Here is a 12,907-nt window from a genome sequence, read left to right as displayed (position 1 = left end):
TGGGGTGGGTGGCGCTTGTAGGCTGTGGGTCGCGGCGTCCAGGGGGCGGGGCTTCGCACAGCTACGGTATCGAGTTCCGAGCGAGCGGTCGACGCCGCTCGCGGTCGCGGGCCGTGGCTGGCTCAGAAGAACGTCACGACCTCGACCAACCCCAGCGTCACCAGCAGGCGCCCGACGCTCCCGACGAACGTCGCCAGCGCGAACCGGTAGTAGTCCTCCTCGAGCACCGAGAACGCGTAGATCGAGAGCGTGTCGGGGAACGTCGGGACACAGAGCGCGAGCGCGAGGCCGCCGTAGCCGTACTTCTTCGCGAGCTGGACCACCTTCTTCTCGGACCACTCGACCACGTCGAACCGCGAGCGCCGCAGCGCCCGCGTCACGGGGCCGGACTCCTTCGCCTCCTGACCGATGTGGAACGCGAACACGGAGCCGGCAGCCTTCCCGACGCCGGAGACGAGGATGATCACGGCGAGCCGGAGGCTCTGACTCAGCCCCAGATCCAGCGGCGCCGCCAACACGATCTCGCTCACGCCCGGCAGGGCGAACGCGATCAGGAAGGAGTAGATGAAGATCGCGACGAGCCCGACCGGCCCGGTGGCGGTCTCTACGAGTTGTGAGAGCGGCCCGCCGGAAGCGGTGTGCTGGAGGAGGACCGTGAGAGGGGAGACGAGCGGGTCGAAGCCGGGGACCGGCAACACGGCTACGTATCCAGCCTGCGCCGACCTAAGTCTTCAGGTTTGGGAGCGTTCCGCACCGTCGTCGCCGTCCCCGAGAGGGCGTCGCTGACCGGGATCTCCGTCGCGTCCGCCGCCTCCGACTCGCCGAAGCCTGCCGAGAGCACGCGCGTCAGCGCCTGTTCGACGGTCTCGTCGGTCTCCTCGTACTCCTCGGGGTCGACCTCGACGACGAAGCCGGTGGTGATGTTCGGCGCGGTCGGGAGAAAGAGCACGTCCCGGCCGTCGGAGGTGCGCTGGCCGGTTTTGAACGCGGTCATCCGCATCCCGTTCCAGGGCTCCAGCTTCACCGGCTGCTGGAGGTCGCTCGCGCCGGAGACCGCGGTCTCGACTGCCAGCTTCGACGCGTTGTACAGCACGCGAACGCCCGGGAGTTGGTTCACGATATCGTCGAACAGCCCCTCGGCGATCCGCCCCATCTGCGTGCGCATCAGGTAGCCCGCCGCGAGCGTGACCGTCACGAACAGCCCAAGCGTCATGCCGAGCTCCAGCGCCATCGCCGCCGCTTCGAGCGTGATCGGCGCCGGCACGAGCTCCGGCGGGATGCGGTCCGGTGGGACGTTCAGCGGCAGGCCGAGTAGGTGGCCGATCAGCCAGCGCAGCACCAGCAGCAACACCAGGACCGGGAGGACGACGATCAGGCCGCTGGCGAAGTCTCGCTTCCACCGAGTCATTCGTCTACACGTTTGCCCCGAGAAGTAAAGCGGTACCGCTCCGTCAGCTACCCGCGCGTAACGCGATTACCCGCTTACGATTTTACCCGCTTACGATTGCCCGCAGCGCGAACAGCGCGTTCTCCTTGCGCTCGCGCAGGCGGCGGTAGAAGTACGAGAGCCACTTTTCGCCGTAGGGTGCGTACTGCCACACCGCTTCACCCTCGGCGGCGAGATCGCGCTGTGCGTCCTCGCGAACCCCCATCAGCATCTGGATCTCGAACTCCCGATCGTACTCCTCGCGCAGATCGCGGGCGTAGTCGATCATCTTCGGGTCGTGGCTCCCGACGGCGACCTCGCCCTCGTACTCGGCGAACAGCGTCTCCAGGTCCTCGCGGTAGCGCTCGTTGACCGCCGACTTCTCGGTGTACGCGATCGATTCGGGCTCGTCGTAGGCGCCCTTTACCAGCCGGATCTTCCCGGGCACGTCCGAGAGCCGTTCGAGGTCGTCGCTCGTTCGCCGGAGGTTCGACTGGACACACTGGCCGACGCCGCCGTCGAACTCGCGGCCGAACTCCTCGAAGGCGTCGAGGGTCACGTCGGTCGTGTCGGCGTCCTCCATGTCACACCAGACGAACACGCCGGCGTCCTGTGCGGCCTCGACGATCGAGCGGTAGTTCGAGGTGAACACCTCGTCGCTGATGTCGATCCCGAGCTGTGAAGGTTTGACGGAGATGCAGGCATCGACATCGCTGTCGGCGATATCGCGGACCAACGCGCGGTAGGCCTTCGTGTCCGCGGCGGCGTCGCGCGGATCGTCGTAGTGCTCGCCGAGGAGGTTCAGAATCACGTTCACGCCGTCGTCGTTCGCGCGCGCGGCGTGATCGAGCGCGGCCGCCGGACTCTCACCTGCGACGAAGTTATTGGCGATGGGGGTATCACACCCGTAACGTTCGCCTGGGGGTGCCTAAAACCGTTGGGCTCCGGCCTCAGTCACCGCTTCGGCGACGGTGAGAAGCCGACTCCAACTCGTCGTGCCGGCCCGCAGGGCCGTCAGGTCGGTCGCCTCGACGGTCACCGAGACGGTGTCGCCGTCGCGCGTGACCCCCGCCGTTGCGCGGTCGTCGTCGACGCCGCCGACCTCCGGGGTGAGGCTCTCGGCGACGCGTCTGGCGCGGTCGGGAGAGTCGAACGAAATAGAGAGAGTGGCGGTGTGTGCCGTCACTTCACGTCGACTTCCTTCACGTCGCCGCCGCGTTCCTTCAGCAGGACGCGGTGGCCACAGTAGGGACAGCGGACGCCGCCGTACTCGTCGAGTTCGACGTCGCGCTTACAGCGGGAGCACTTGTAGCTCATACGTTACTCGTTGTCTTCGGAGAGCGCCGCACGGATGGAGCGCTGAACCGAGCGCCCGCCGGGCGTCTCGGGGCGGTAGGCGCCGCCCGTGAACGTCTCGCCCGTCTCCTCGTTTTTCCAGATGCCGGTGCCGATACGCTTGACGGAGTCGCCGTCGACGGTGGCGTTCTCCATCGCGTCCTCGATCTCCGAGACACGTCGCCGGGAGACACGCCCGTAGCGTGCGCCGAAGCGGCCGGCGCTGCCGATGGACCGTGCTTTGTTCTCAGCCATAGTGGAGAGAGGTAACCCCAGCGCGCACAAAAACCCTGCGAGTCGCCCCGACTACTCCGCCTGAAAGCCGGCCTCGGTCAGCGCCTCGTTGAGTGCGTCCCGAACGCGCTCGCCGGTCTCGCGATCCATCGCCGTCGTCACCACGCGGTTCTCCTGGACGCTGGAGCCGTCACGGATCAGCAGGCGGACGTTGCCGTTCTGCCCCGCTCGGGTCGCCTTCGCCCGCACGCCGCCGCGGCTGCCACCGCCGCCGGCCTCGATGGGCCCGGGAATCAGCTTCTTCACGTTCGGATGGGCGGCGACGGTGTTCACCACGTCACGACCGTCCCGGCCGCCGATGAGGGTGGAGTGGGAGCCGCCGAGTTTCTCCTCCGGCGGGGTTTGGACGACCTCCAGCGAGCGCTCGCCGCGTTGACTGCGTACCCGCTCGACGGGGTCGTCGTCGGGGACGCGGTAGAAGCGGTGATGCAACTGAGCGCGACACTCCCGTAGCGGCTCGCGGGCGCCGGCGGCGTACACCTCCTCGGGGCGCTTGCGCCGGATCTCGTCGGCGACTTTGCCGGCGAAGTTCCGGAGTTCCACCACCTCGGCCTCGGGGTCCTCCTCGGGGACGGTGGTCACGGTGGTCTCGCCGACGATTTCGGGCTCCTCACCCTCGGCGTGCTCGGGGGATCGCGGAGAAAGGTCAGCGTCGCCCGTTCGCGTTCGAACGCGGCGACGACGGCGTCGCAGTTGGCGGTGTCGCAGGCCAGACAGTAGTCGCCCGGCCGCTCGAGTTCGGTGCCACACCGCCGACAGTCCATGTTGGGAGATGGCGGCTGGCCGGGAAAAGCGGCCCGCTTGTGGTCGTCGTCCCCCGAGGCGCGGGTTCGGCTACAGATCCGTCGGATCCGTCTTCAGGTACTCCCGGAGCACCGTCGTCGCGTAGCTCCCGGAGGGTAGCGCGAACTCGAACGTCAGGGGGTCGGACGACACCGTCATCTCCGTGTCGACCAGGATCGCCCGCCGCGTCCCGGTCGACTCGAAGTTCCCCGGCAGGTCGAACAGCGACGGCTTCAGTCCGAGATCGTCGAACACCGCACGCTCGATCTCGCCCGGCTCACCGTTCGCGAACTCGGTCCCGGTGCCGATCAGGGGCGCGGTGACGAACGCTCGCCCGCGCTGGCAGTGCCGGGAGAGCACGTCCACGCGGTCCTCGGTTGCGTGCTGGAGTCGGTCCGGATCGGGCTTCCGGACGGCGTCGATCCCGGTATCGGCGAAACAGCACACGTCGCCCGGGACGGGTTCGTGGAACGGGAGTCCCCGGTCGAGGCGTTCGCTCAGGATCCGGTTGAACGCGTACGACTGCGCGGCGTTGACGAACAGCCGCTGGAGGTTCGACGGGACGGCTTCGAGTGCGTGGCGCCACGGATCGTCCGGCTCGTCGTCGGCGCCCGGGTCGGCGTCGCCAGTTCCCGCCCCGCGCTCCTGCAGGCGGTGGAGCATCGACCGCTCGTACCCCAGCTTCCGGGGCATCACGTCGAGGCACGCACCCCAGTCGGGGTCGTCGCTCGCGGCCTGCTCGTCGACGACCGCCCGGGCCTCGCGGGTGTCGTCGGGTTCGGGCTCGTAGGGGTTGCCCGCGTACGTCAGCACCGCCTCGCGCCACTCCCGACGGACGATCGCCAGCCCGACCTCGTGGGTGACGGGTCGCCGGCTGCCGAAGCGCTGGTGGCCGAACACGTTGGGGACGCCGATCCGGTCGCCGTCCCGGCCGCCGGCGAACGCCCGGAGCTGGTCGGTGATCGCGTCGGCTGTCTCGGGGTGTTCGGGGTCACGCACGGTGATATCGAAGGCGTTGCCCGCCAGGTCGCCGTAGGAGAGGTGCCGCCCCGCACGGCCGACGATCTCGACCTCCGCGTCGCGGATTTCGGGGACGGCTTCCGGCTCCGCGTCGTACACTGAGAACAGCTGGGTCGTCACGGCGTACTTGTCTTTCGTCCCCGCCCAGTCGACTCGTTCGCGGGAAACCGCCATCGCGTCCGAGAGCCGGCCGGCGAAGTCGTTCGTGTCCCAGCCGGTCAGCGTCGCCCGGAGAACCAGGTACGGGTAGTCGTCGGCGCCGGCGTCGACGGGATGGGTGTCGAACGCCTCCAGTTCCCGGACGCGGAAATCTCCCGGGCGCTCCCGGAGGCGGCCGCCGACGCCGTCGGCGTCGCTGACGTACCACTCGACGCCGACCGTCCGCTCGCGGGGTGGGCCTCGCGCATCGCTTCCGGCTACCCTGGCTCGGGAGTTAACGCTGTCCGTCCCGACGCGGCCGCCGACCGGCGGCGTCGTGACCGACTCTCAGTAGAGCGAGAGGTCGCCGGTCACGCGGTCGACGATCTCGTCCTCGCCGGGGCCGATCGCGACCGTCGTCGCCGTCCCCGGGTCGAGCTGGGTGTGACCGGCGTCGCGGACGACCGCGTTCGGGAGCCCCTCCCGCTCGGCGCGGTCGGCCAGCTCGAACAGTTGGTCCTCGCCGCTGCCTTTCAGGACGACTTTCTTCTGTCCCTCGCCCTTCCAGGCCCGGCGGGTCCGGTCGTCGGCGTCCTCGTACGCCGAGAGCGAGGCGTGTGCTACCTGCGCGGCCAGCTTCCCGGTCCCCATGCCGAGGTCGGTCCGAGCGACGATCGCCTGCTTCATACCCGTCTCTCCCCCGGGACGCGGGAAAGCGCTTCGGGACCGGCGGCGCCGCTGGGCGTCGAGGGCAGGCTATTTGCCCCCGGCGACCACCGGAAAACCATGGCTGGTCCCCGAACGCCCCTCCTCCGACCGGACCGGTACTTCCGCGCACAGGACGGCAAACCGCCGCTGGCCCACGCGGCAGCGGTCGTCGCTGTCGTGACGATCGGCGTCGCCGCGGGGATGGCCGTGTTGCTCGATCAGTTCGCCGCGGCGCTCGACACGCCGATCACCGTCGACAACCCGGCGTACCCCGGCGACGCGTTCTGTGAGGACGGAACGTTCGAACAGACGCCGTAGGGCTGTAACGAGCCCGAGACCGTCGAGCGCAACCTCGGCGCCATGGTCGCCGAGGAACTTTCCTGGCTCCCGATGGCGTCGCTCGTGCTCGTCCCGCTCTGGTGGCTCTGGCACACGATCGTCCTCTACGGATCGGGGAAGGTCGCGGGCGGCTCCGGGAACGTCGCCGACACTGCCACCGTCGCCGGGTGGGGATGGCGCCGAGCCTCCTGCGGCTGGTCGTCGTGCTGGGGTTCGTGGTGACACAGCTCCAGTCGGTCACGGTTCCCGCGGATCCGGAGAACGCGGTCGCGGTGCTGCAGTCGGCGATCGCGGGCGTCGAGCTGGTCGGCCTGGTCACGGTGCTGCTCGTCGGCGTCTGGGCCGGCGCGATCCGGGCGTACGGGCTCGCCGACGCCCACGAGATCCCGGTGCCGACGGCGGCCACCGTGGTCGCGGCGCTCACGCTGCTCGGGTTCGCGTTCGAACTCGGCTGAACCGGTCGTTTGTGGCGAGCAGACGGACTCGCGAACCCCGAAGCGGTGTGCCGTACTCCCGCTCGCCGCTCCGGGGCGGCTCTCAGCTCATGGGCCGGCTGCCCGCGCCATCCCCTTTCAAGCCTTGGCGGACCGGGGCGTTTAGGCACCCCCGGCTCCTGCCTCTCCGGTATGATCCTCTCGGACCGCGACATCCTGCGCCGCATGGAGGAGGGCGACCTCGTCGTCGACCCTATCGACGATCTCGACACCCAGCTCCAGCCGGCGAGTCTCGACCTCCGTCTCGGCGAGGAGTTCCTCGAGTTCCAGCGCACCAACATCTCCTGTATCCACCCCAACCGCGAGGAGGAGGTCGGCGACTACGTGCGTGAGACCACCGTACCCGAGGGCGGCGAGTTCATCCTCCACCCCGGTGACTTCGTGCTCGGGACGACCAAGGAGCGCGTCGACATCCCGGACGACCTGATCGCGACCGTCCAGGGGCGCTCCTCGCTCGGCCGCCTCGCAGTCGTCATTCACGCCACGGCGGGCATCGTCGACCCGGGTACCAGGGACAGATCACGCTCGAACTCTCGAACCTCGGGACGGCCCCGGTCGCGCTCTCGCCGGGGATGCGCGTCTCACAGCTCATCTTCACCGAGCTCTCGTCGGCGGCCGACAGGCCCTACGGCGTCGACCGCGACTCGAAGTACCAGAACCAGGAAGGCCCACAGGCGTCCCGCCTCGGCATCGATCCGGAGTTCTCGGGGGACGGCGAATGAAGTTCGTCGAGGAGGTCGTCGTCGACGCCTTCCTCCCGACCTACCGGGCGATGCTGGCCGAACGCCTCCGTGATCGCGGGCTCACCCAGGCCGAAGTCGCCGACCTGCTGGGGGTGAGCCAGTCGGCCGTCTCGAAGTACGCCCACGGCGAGGTCGACGTCCACCCCGACGTGGAGGGCGACGAACGCGTCCGGGCGCTCGCTGACCGCGTCGCGGCGGGGCTCGCCGACGGCACGCTCAGCCGCGTCGGCGCGCTGGTCGAGGCGGAGGTGCTCATCCGCGAGCTCGAAGACGGCGACCTGCTCGCCCGACTCCACGAGGCGGCGGTCCCCGAACTCGCCGACGCCGACGCGACGTTTGCGGTCCACGACGCCGACTCGGCGCTGCGCACGAGCGAGCAGGTGCTCGCCTCGGTCCGGCGCGGGCTCAGAGTGCTCACCAACGCCTCGGGGTTCGCGGGGCTGATCCCCAACGTCGGCACGAACCTCGTCGAAACCCTGCCCGACCCGACGGGGATCGAGGACGTGGCCGCCGTCCCGGGCCGGATCGTCGACGTGAAAGGCGCCGCGACGGTGCCGGGCGACCCGGAGTTCGGCGTCAGCGAGCACGTCGCCGGGATCTTGCTCGCGGCCCGCGCCGGCGGCGCGGCGGCCAACGGGGCAGTGAACGTCGCCTACGACGAGGAGATGCTGACAGCCTTCACCGACGCCGGTTACGCGACCGTCGAGTTCGACCCTGGCGCGGGCGACGACGGCGCCGAACGCGCCGTCGCGGCGGCCGACCTCGACGACGACGAGCCGTTCGTGCTGTACCAGACCGGCGCCCACGGCGTCGAAGCGATCACGTACGTCCTGGGCCCCGACGCGCCGGCGGTCGCGCGAGCGGTCGTCGAGACACAGCTGCGGTAGCGCTCCTGCCGGGTCTCGGTTTCAGACGATGCCGAACAGCGGCGCGGCCAGCGCGGCGAGCCACGCGACGACGCCGATTCCGAGGAGACGCCGGTCAGTTCGTGCGGCGCCGAACGCGACAGTTCCCAGCGCAGCCGCCAGCGCGAGGCGGTGGTGGACGATGTGTGTCGGGATCGGGTCGACGCCGACGAGCGCGAGGTCGGCCCCGGCGGCGACGGCCATCCCCGCGAACGCGAGCAGCGCGGCCAGCACGGGCGGCCGGTCGCGTGCGAGGGCGTTGACCAGCGCCGCTGGCCCGACAACGAGCACGGGGTAGCCAACTGCGACGTACAGCTTCGGGTTCACGCCGGGAGCGACCGCTTCGGCCGCCAGCCCCCACGCGCGGACGCCGAGGACGACGCCGACGACCGCGACCGGGATCGCGATGTCGCGACGCGAGAGCCGGCGACGGGTCAGTGGCAGCGCCACCCCGAGCAGCGTCGCCGCCGTGAACTCGACGGCGATCCAGCTGCTGTCGCTGCCGCCGCCGAGAGACCCCCGTGTCCGGCGGTCGACGGCGTCGACGAACGGCTCGTCTTCCAGGTCGCGTTCGACGACCAACGCGCCGGATTCGACGCCGGTGACGGTGTGGCGGAGCCGGAACCAGTCCCAGTACTCCGTGTGGGCCTGCAGCGCCGTCCAGTTCGCCGAGGCGCTGGGGTACGCCCGGATGTGGGTTCGTTCGCCGAAGTACGCGCCGACCCCCAGTTGGTACTCCGGGGCGATCCAGCCGCCGTTGCCCTCGCCGTCGGGGCTGACGTAGGAGTACCTGACCGAGCCGTGGGCCGGCCGCCACGGCGACACGTCGACGGTCTCGTTCTCCCCGACGGTCGTCCAGTTCGCGCCCGAGCGGTCGACGAACGCCCGCCGGACTCGGTCCGGCTCACCGTGGACGACGACGTTGAGCGCGAGCGTCCGGCCGGCGGTGGACTGCCGCCGGCTGGTGTACGGCCACACGTAGCTCTCGGTCCCGGCCGGCGAGACGAGCTGGTCGCCCGGCGGCGCCGACGGCTCGACCGTCGGCGACCCAGCCGTCGTCCCGGCCAGCGCGGCGGCGACGAGCAGGACCGCCACCAGTGCGGGGCGTGAGCGCACGAGTGACAGTTACGGCGCCACCGACAATACTGTTCGCGTCAGCTACCGATCCTCGGCGCGTCCGCCGGCGACGCTCGGCTTTTCCGCCCCGCGCTCCTCGGTCCGAGCATGAACATGCTCGTCGACGGCGAGTGGCGGACCGACGCGTACGAATCCACCGACGAGTCCGGGGCGTTCGACCGTCAGGAGAGCCGCTTCCGCGACTGGCTCGACGGGAGCGTCGCCGCCGCCGGCGAGGCGCCGAAATCCACGAGGTTCACTCCCGAACCCGGCCGCTATCACCTCTACATCTGTCGGGCCTGTCCGTGGGCCCACCGCGCGGCGATGACTCGACGGCTCCGGGGGCTGGAGGAACAGCTCTCCATCTCGCTGGTCCAGCCCGAACGCTACGACCAGGGCTGGGAGTTCTCCGAGGCCCACCCCGATCCGCTGTACGGGTACGACTACCTCCGGGCGGTTTACGTCGACGCCGATCCCGAGTACACCGGCCGCGTGACCGTGCCGGTGCTCTGGGACACACAGTCGGAGACGATCGTCAACAACGAGTCGAGCGAGATCATGCGGATGCTCGATACGGCGTTCGACGGCAACGAGGTGTCGCTCTACCCCGCTGACCTGCGCGCCGAGATCGACGCGGTCGTCGACGCCATCTACGAACCGATCAACAACGGCGTCTACCGCGCCGGCTTCGCGGGCACGCAGGCGGCGTACGATCGCGCCGTCGACGACCTGTTCGACGCGCTCGACCGGTGGGACGACGTGCTCGCCGACCAGCGCTACCTCGCCGGCGACGGCGAACGCCTCACCCTCGCCGACCTCGCGATGTTCGCGACGCTGATCCGGTTCGACCACGTCTACCACACCCACTTCAAGTGCAACCGTCGGGCGATCCACGAGTACCCCAACCTCTGGGGGTACACGAAGGATCTCTACCAGACCCCCGGAATCGCGGAGACGGTAAACATGGATCACACCACCCGGCACTACTACGGCAGCCACGCCGACATCAACCCCACGCGCATCGTGGCGACCGGCCCCGACATCGACTTCACCGAATCGCACGGCCGGGACGAGCTCCCCGGCGGCCCGCCGGCGTCGCTCGTCGAGTAAGCGGACCGGCAGTTCCTTGCGCTGTCCGGCCGGATCCGACCGCATGGTCCTCGGACTCTCCGGCACCGACCTGTTCGGCGTCGGAATGCTCGCGGTCGGGATCGTCGTCCTCCTCGCCAGCGCGCGGTACGTCTGGCGGGCGAGTGCGGTGATCCGCGCGGCGGCCGTCTCGACGCTCGCGCGTGTCGATCCCGGCTCGCTCGTACGGCTCTCCGGCACGGCCGAGTCGGGCGACGCCGGCACACTCGCGGCACCGTTCTCCGGGCGCGACTCGCTCGTCCTGCGTTACGCGGTCGAGGAGCGCCGGCCCAGCCCCTCTCTCCTCCCGTGGTTCGTGACGGTTCACGAACGAGCGGGCTCGGTCCCGTTCCGGCTCCGAACGCCTGCGGCGGTCGTCGACGTGAGCGAGCCGGTGCGGACGGTCACGCTGGAAACGGATCGCGTCGCCGCCGTCGGTGTCGACGAGGCACAGCCCGAGCGGATCGGCCGCTTCGAGCGCCACACGGACGCGCTTCCGTCGGCGACGGTCTGGCACGCCCGGCCGTTCGCGCTCGGAACGATCATGGACGCGCTCTCGCTCGGGGCGCGGCGCTACACCGAGGCGCGCGCGACCCCGGGCGACGACGTGACCGTCGTCGGTCGGGTCACGGACGCGGGCGGCGTCGATCCGTTGGTAGTGTCGGACCGCTCGCCGACGGCCACGATCCGCCGGATGGCGGGCACGTCGCTGATCGGCCTCGCGATCGGCGCGTTCGCGGTCGTGCTCGGCGCCGTGATGTTGGCCGGGTGATCGCCGGGAGGCGAACGCCCTTGTCCCTCCACCACGAGGTCGACGTATGCCCACGCCCACGGAGCGCGTTCGCGCCTGCGAGCGCTCGAAGATTCGCGTGATGTTCGACCTCGCGGAAGCCGCCGACCGCGACCTCGTCCGACTGGAGGTCGGCGAGCCGGACTTCGACACGCCCGAGCACATCATCGACGCGGCGGCCGACGCCGCCCGCGCGGGCGAGACCCACTACACCTCCAACGCCGGCATGGCCGAACTCCGTGAGGCCATCGCCGAGACGTTGGACCGCGACTACGACGTGTCCTACGACCCCGAGCAGTACGTCGTCACCAACGGCGGGATGGAGGCGCTGCATCTCGCGATCCTCTCGACGGTCGGTCCGGGCGAGGAGCTGCTGCTCCCCTCGCCGTCGTGGCCAAACTACTGGGCGCAAGCCCGGCTTGCCGACGCCGAGCCGGTCGAGATCCCCATGCCCGAGGAGTCGGGGTACGCGCTCGACGCCGACCGCGTGATCGACCGGATGAGCGCGGATACGGGGGCGGTGATCCTCTGTTCGCCCGCCAACCCTACGGGCAGCTGTACGACCCCGACGAGATCCGCGCGGTCGTCGACGCCGCGGCCGAGCACGACGCGTACGTGCTCGCCGACGAGGTGTATCTCGGACTGACGTACGACGGCGACCCGACGGGGATCGCCGCCCTGACCGGCCACCCCGAGCACGTGCTCACGATCGGCTCCTGCTCGAAGACGTACGCGATGACGGGCTGGCGGGTCGGCTGGCTCGGCGGCCCGCAGGCGGTGATCGACGAGGTGACCAAGATCCACGAGAGCACGACCGCCTGTGCGGGCTCGGTCGCCCAGCACGCCGCGATCGCCGCGCTCACTGGCCCGCAGGCGCCCGTCGAGGAGATGTACGACGCCTTCGCCGAGCGTCGGGACTACGTCGCCGAGCGCATCGACGCGATCGACGGGCTCTCGGCGCCGACGCCGGACGGCGCGTTCTACGCGTTCCTCGACGTGGATCTGCCAGGGAGTAGCCTCGACATCGCCAAGCGCCTGCTCCGGGAGCGGGACGTGGTGCTCGCCCCCGGCGACGGGTTCGGCGAGGCCGGGGAGGGGAAGCTTCGGCTCTCCTTCGCGAACTCGCTCGATCAGTTGGAGCGAGGCCTCGACGGGATCGAGGCCGCGCTTCGGGAGGCCTGAGGCGACATCCCCCGACGGCGCGGCGGTCATCCACGCGGTTATCCCTCCCCGCGGCGTACGCCGTCGTAATGGTTGCTGTCGAAATGACGGTCGACGAGGTCGATAATTTCCTTCGACGACAAGGCTCCGGGACGCTCTCCCTGGCCGACGGCGCTGAGAGCTACGCGGTGCCGGAGTCGTTCGGCTACGACGGGGAACATCTCTACTTCCAGTTGGTACAGACTGATGACAGCCGCAAGATGCAGTTCATCGAGCGCACCGAGGTGGCGACGCTGACGGCCTGGCACGAGGAGCCGCCCCGGAGCGTCGTCGTCCACGGGGCGATCGAACCGGTCCCCGAGACCGAGGAAGCCGCGGCCGCGAACGCCATCGCGGAGAACGCTACGGTGCCGACGCTCAACGTTCTGCCCGACCGCACGCTCGACGAGTTGGGGATGACCTACTACCGGCTGGTCCCCGCGGAACGGTCCGGCCGGAAGTTCGGGGTCGCGCCGAAGGCCGAGTGA

The 12,907-nt window shown here is 70.1% G+C and carries 15 protein-coding genes and 4 pseudogenes; 9 read left to right on the top strand and 10 right to left on the bottom strand.

Annotated features, from left to right (window positions below; all coding sequences use genetic code 11):
• Positions 1–122: 122 nt before the first annotated feature.
• The 9 genes and pseudogenes from SY89_RS04965 to pth2 all read right to left on the bottom strand — a co-directional run bounded on the left by SY89_RS04965 (position 123) and on the right by pth2 (position 5,683).
• Positions 123–698 (bottom strand): YqaA family protein, encoded by a 576-nt coding sequence (locus SY89_RS04965; protein WP_239685514.1) that lies wholly within the window; start codon positions 696–698, stop codon positions 123–125.
• A 2-nt stretch (positions 699–700) separates the two neighbouring features.
• Positions 701–1,408 (bottom strand): DUF502 domain-containing protein, encoded by a 708-nt coding sequence (locus SY89_RS04960; protein WP_054583377.1) that lies wholly within the window; start codon positions 1,406–1,408, stop codon positions 701–703.
• A gap of 82 nt (positions 1,409–1,490) precedes the next feature.
• Positions 1,491–2,318: a proline dehydrogenase family protein gene (locus SY89_RS04955; RefSeq protein WP_054583376.1), complete on the bottom strand. Its 828-nt coding sequence runs from the start codon at positions 2,316–2,318 to the stop codon at positions 1,491–1,493.
• Positions 2,319–2,354: 36 nt separating this feature from the next.
• Positions 2,355–2,612, bottom strand: a complete 258-nt coding sequence (locus tag SY89_RS04950) for a KEOPS complex subunit Pcc1 (RefSeq protein ID WP_054583375.1) — start codon at positions 2,610–2,612, stop codon at positions 2,355–2,357.
• The gene (locus tag SY89_RS04945; RefSeq protein ID WP_049981803.1) at positions 2,609–2,743 is read right to left on the bottom strand and encodes a DNA-directed RNA polymerase subunit P; all 135 of its coding nucleotides are present in this window, start codon (positions 2,741–2,743) and stop codon (positions 2,609–2,611) included. Before SY89_RS04945 ends, SY89_RS04950 begins: the two co-directional genes overlap by 4 nt.
• A 3-nt stretch (positions 2,744–2,746) precedes the next feature.
• Positions 2,747–3,016, bottom strand: a complete 270-nt coding sequence (locus SY89_RS04940) for an eL43 family ribosomal protein (RefSeq protein WP_054583374.1) — start codon at positions 3,014–3,016, stop codon at positions 2,747–2,749.
• 51 nt (positions 3,017–3,067) lie between these two features.
• Positions 3,068–3,819 (bottom strand): annotated as a pseudogene (locus tag SY89_RS04935) (DUF2103 domain-containing protein).
• Positions 3,820–3,889: 70 nt separating this feature from the next.
• Positions 3,890–5,265: pseudogene (truD, locus tag SY89_RS04930) on the bottom strand (tRNA pseudouridine(13) synthase TruD).
• Positions 5,266–5,344: 79 nt separating this feature from the next.
• Positions 5,345–5,683 (bottom strand): peptidyl-tRNA hydrolase Pth2, encoded by a 339-nt coding sequence (gene pth2, locus SY89_RS04925; RefSeq protein WP_054583373.1) that lies wholly within the window; start codon positions 5,681–5,683, stop codon positions 5,345–5,347.
• Positions 5,684–5,782: 99 nt separating this feature from the next.
• Between pth2 and SY89_RS04920 the strand changes: the two genes are divergently transcribed.
• The 5 genes and pseudogenes from SY89_RS04920 to SY89_RS04905 all read left to right on the top strand — a co-directional run bounded on the left by SY89_RS04920 (position 5,783) and on the right by SY89_RS04905 (position 8,167).
• Positions 5,783–6,022, top strand: coding sequence for a hypothetical protein (locus SY89_RS04920; protein WP_054583372.1), 240 nt, complete (start codon positions 5,783–5,785; stop codon positions 6,020–6,022).
• Between the two features lie 42 nt (positions 6,023–6,064).
• Positions 6,065–6,265 carry a hypothetical protein gene (locus tag SY89_RS16430; protein WP_144427134.1) on the top strand — a complete coding sequence of 67 codons (201 nt, stop codon included), beginning with the start codon at positions 6,065–6,067 and terminating at the stop codon, positions 6,263–6,265.
• Complete coding sequence (locus tag SY89_RS04915; RefSeq protein WP_054583371.1) at positions 6,217–6,498, top strand: hypothetical protein; 282 nt, start codon at positions 6,217–6,219, stop codon at positions 6,496–6,498. The genes SY89_RS16430 and SY89_RS04915 overlap by 49 nt, the downstream gene beginning before the upstream one ends.
• 171 nt (positions 6,499–6,669) lie before the next feature.
• Positions 6,670–7,259, top strand: a pseudogene (dcd, locus tag SY89_RS04910) (dCTP deaminase).
• Complete coding sequence (locus SY89_RS04905; RefSeq protein ID WP_054583370.1) at positions 7,256–8,167, top strand: thiamine-phosphate synthase family protein; 912 nt, start codon at positions 7,256–7,258, stop codon at positions 8,165–8,167. The pseudogene dcd and the gene SY89_RS04905 overlap by 4 nt, the downstream one beginning before the upstream one ends.
• 21 nt (positions 8,168–8,188) lie before the next feature.
• Here SY89_RS04905 and SY89_RS04900 read toward each other — a convergent pair whose 3' ends face one another.
• Positions 8,189–9,301 carry a hypothetical protein gene (locus SY89_RS04900; RefSeq protein ID WP_144427133.1) on the bottom strand — a complete coding sequence of 371 codons (1,113 nt, stop codon included), beginning with the start codon at positions 9,299–9,301 and terminating at the stop codon, positions 8,189–8,191.
• A gap of 108 nt (positions 9,302–9,409) precedes the next feature.
• Between SY89_RS04900 and SY89_RS04895 the strand changes: the two genes are divergently transcribed.
• From SY89_RS04895 to SY89_RS04880, 4 genes and pseudogenes are all read left to right on the top strand, one after another.
• The gene (locus SY89_RS04895; protein ID WP_054583368.1) at positions 9,410–10,411 is read left to right on the top strand and encodes a glutathione S-transferase family protein; all 1,002 of its coding nucleotides are present in this window, start codon (positions 9,410–9,412) and stop codon (positions 10,409–10,411) included.
• Between the two features lie 43 nt (positions 10,412–10,454).
• Complete coding sequence (locus SY89_RS04890; protein ID WP_054583367.1) at positions 10,455–11,201, top strand: hypothetical protein; 747 nt, start codon at positions 10,455–10,457, stop codon at positions 11,199–11,201.
• 46 nt (positions 11,202–11,247) lie between these two features.
• Positions 11,248–12,401, top strand: a pseudogene (locus tag SY89_RS19500) (pyridoxal phosphate-dependent aminotransferase).
• A gap of 68 nt (positions 12,402–12,469) precedes the next feature.
• Positions 12,470–12,907, top strand: coding sequence for a pyridoxamine 5'-phosphate oxidase family protein (locus SY89_RS04880; RefSeq protein ID WP_054583366.1), 438 nt, complete (start codon positions 12,470–12,472; stop codon positions 12,905–12,907).

The organism is Halolamina pelagica, from assembly GCF_001307315.1.
Classification (GTDB): Archaea; Halobacteriota; Halobacteria; order Halobacteriales; family Haloferacaceae; genus Halolamina; species Halolamina pelagica_B.
The sequence above is the reverse complement of the archived record's forward strand: the minus strand, read 5'-3'. Positions and strand labels throughout refer to the sequence as shown.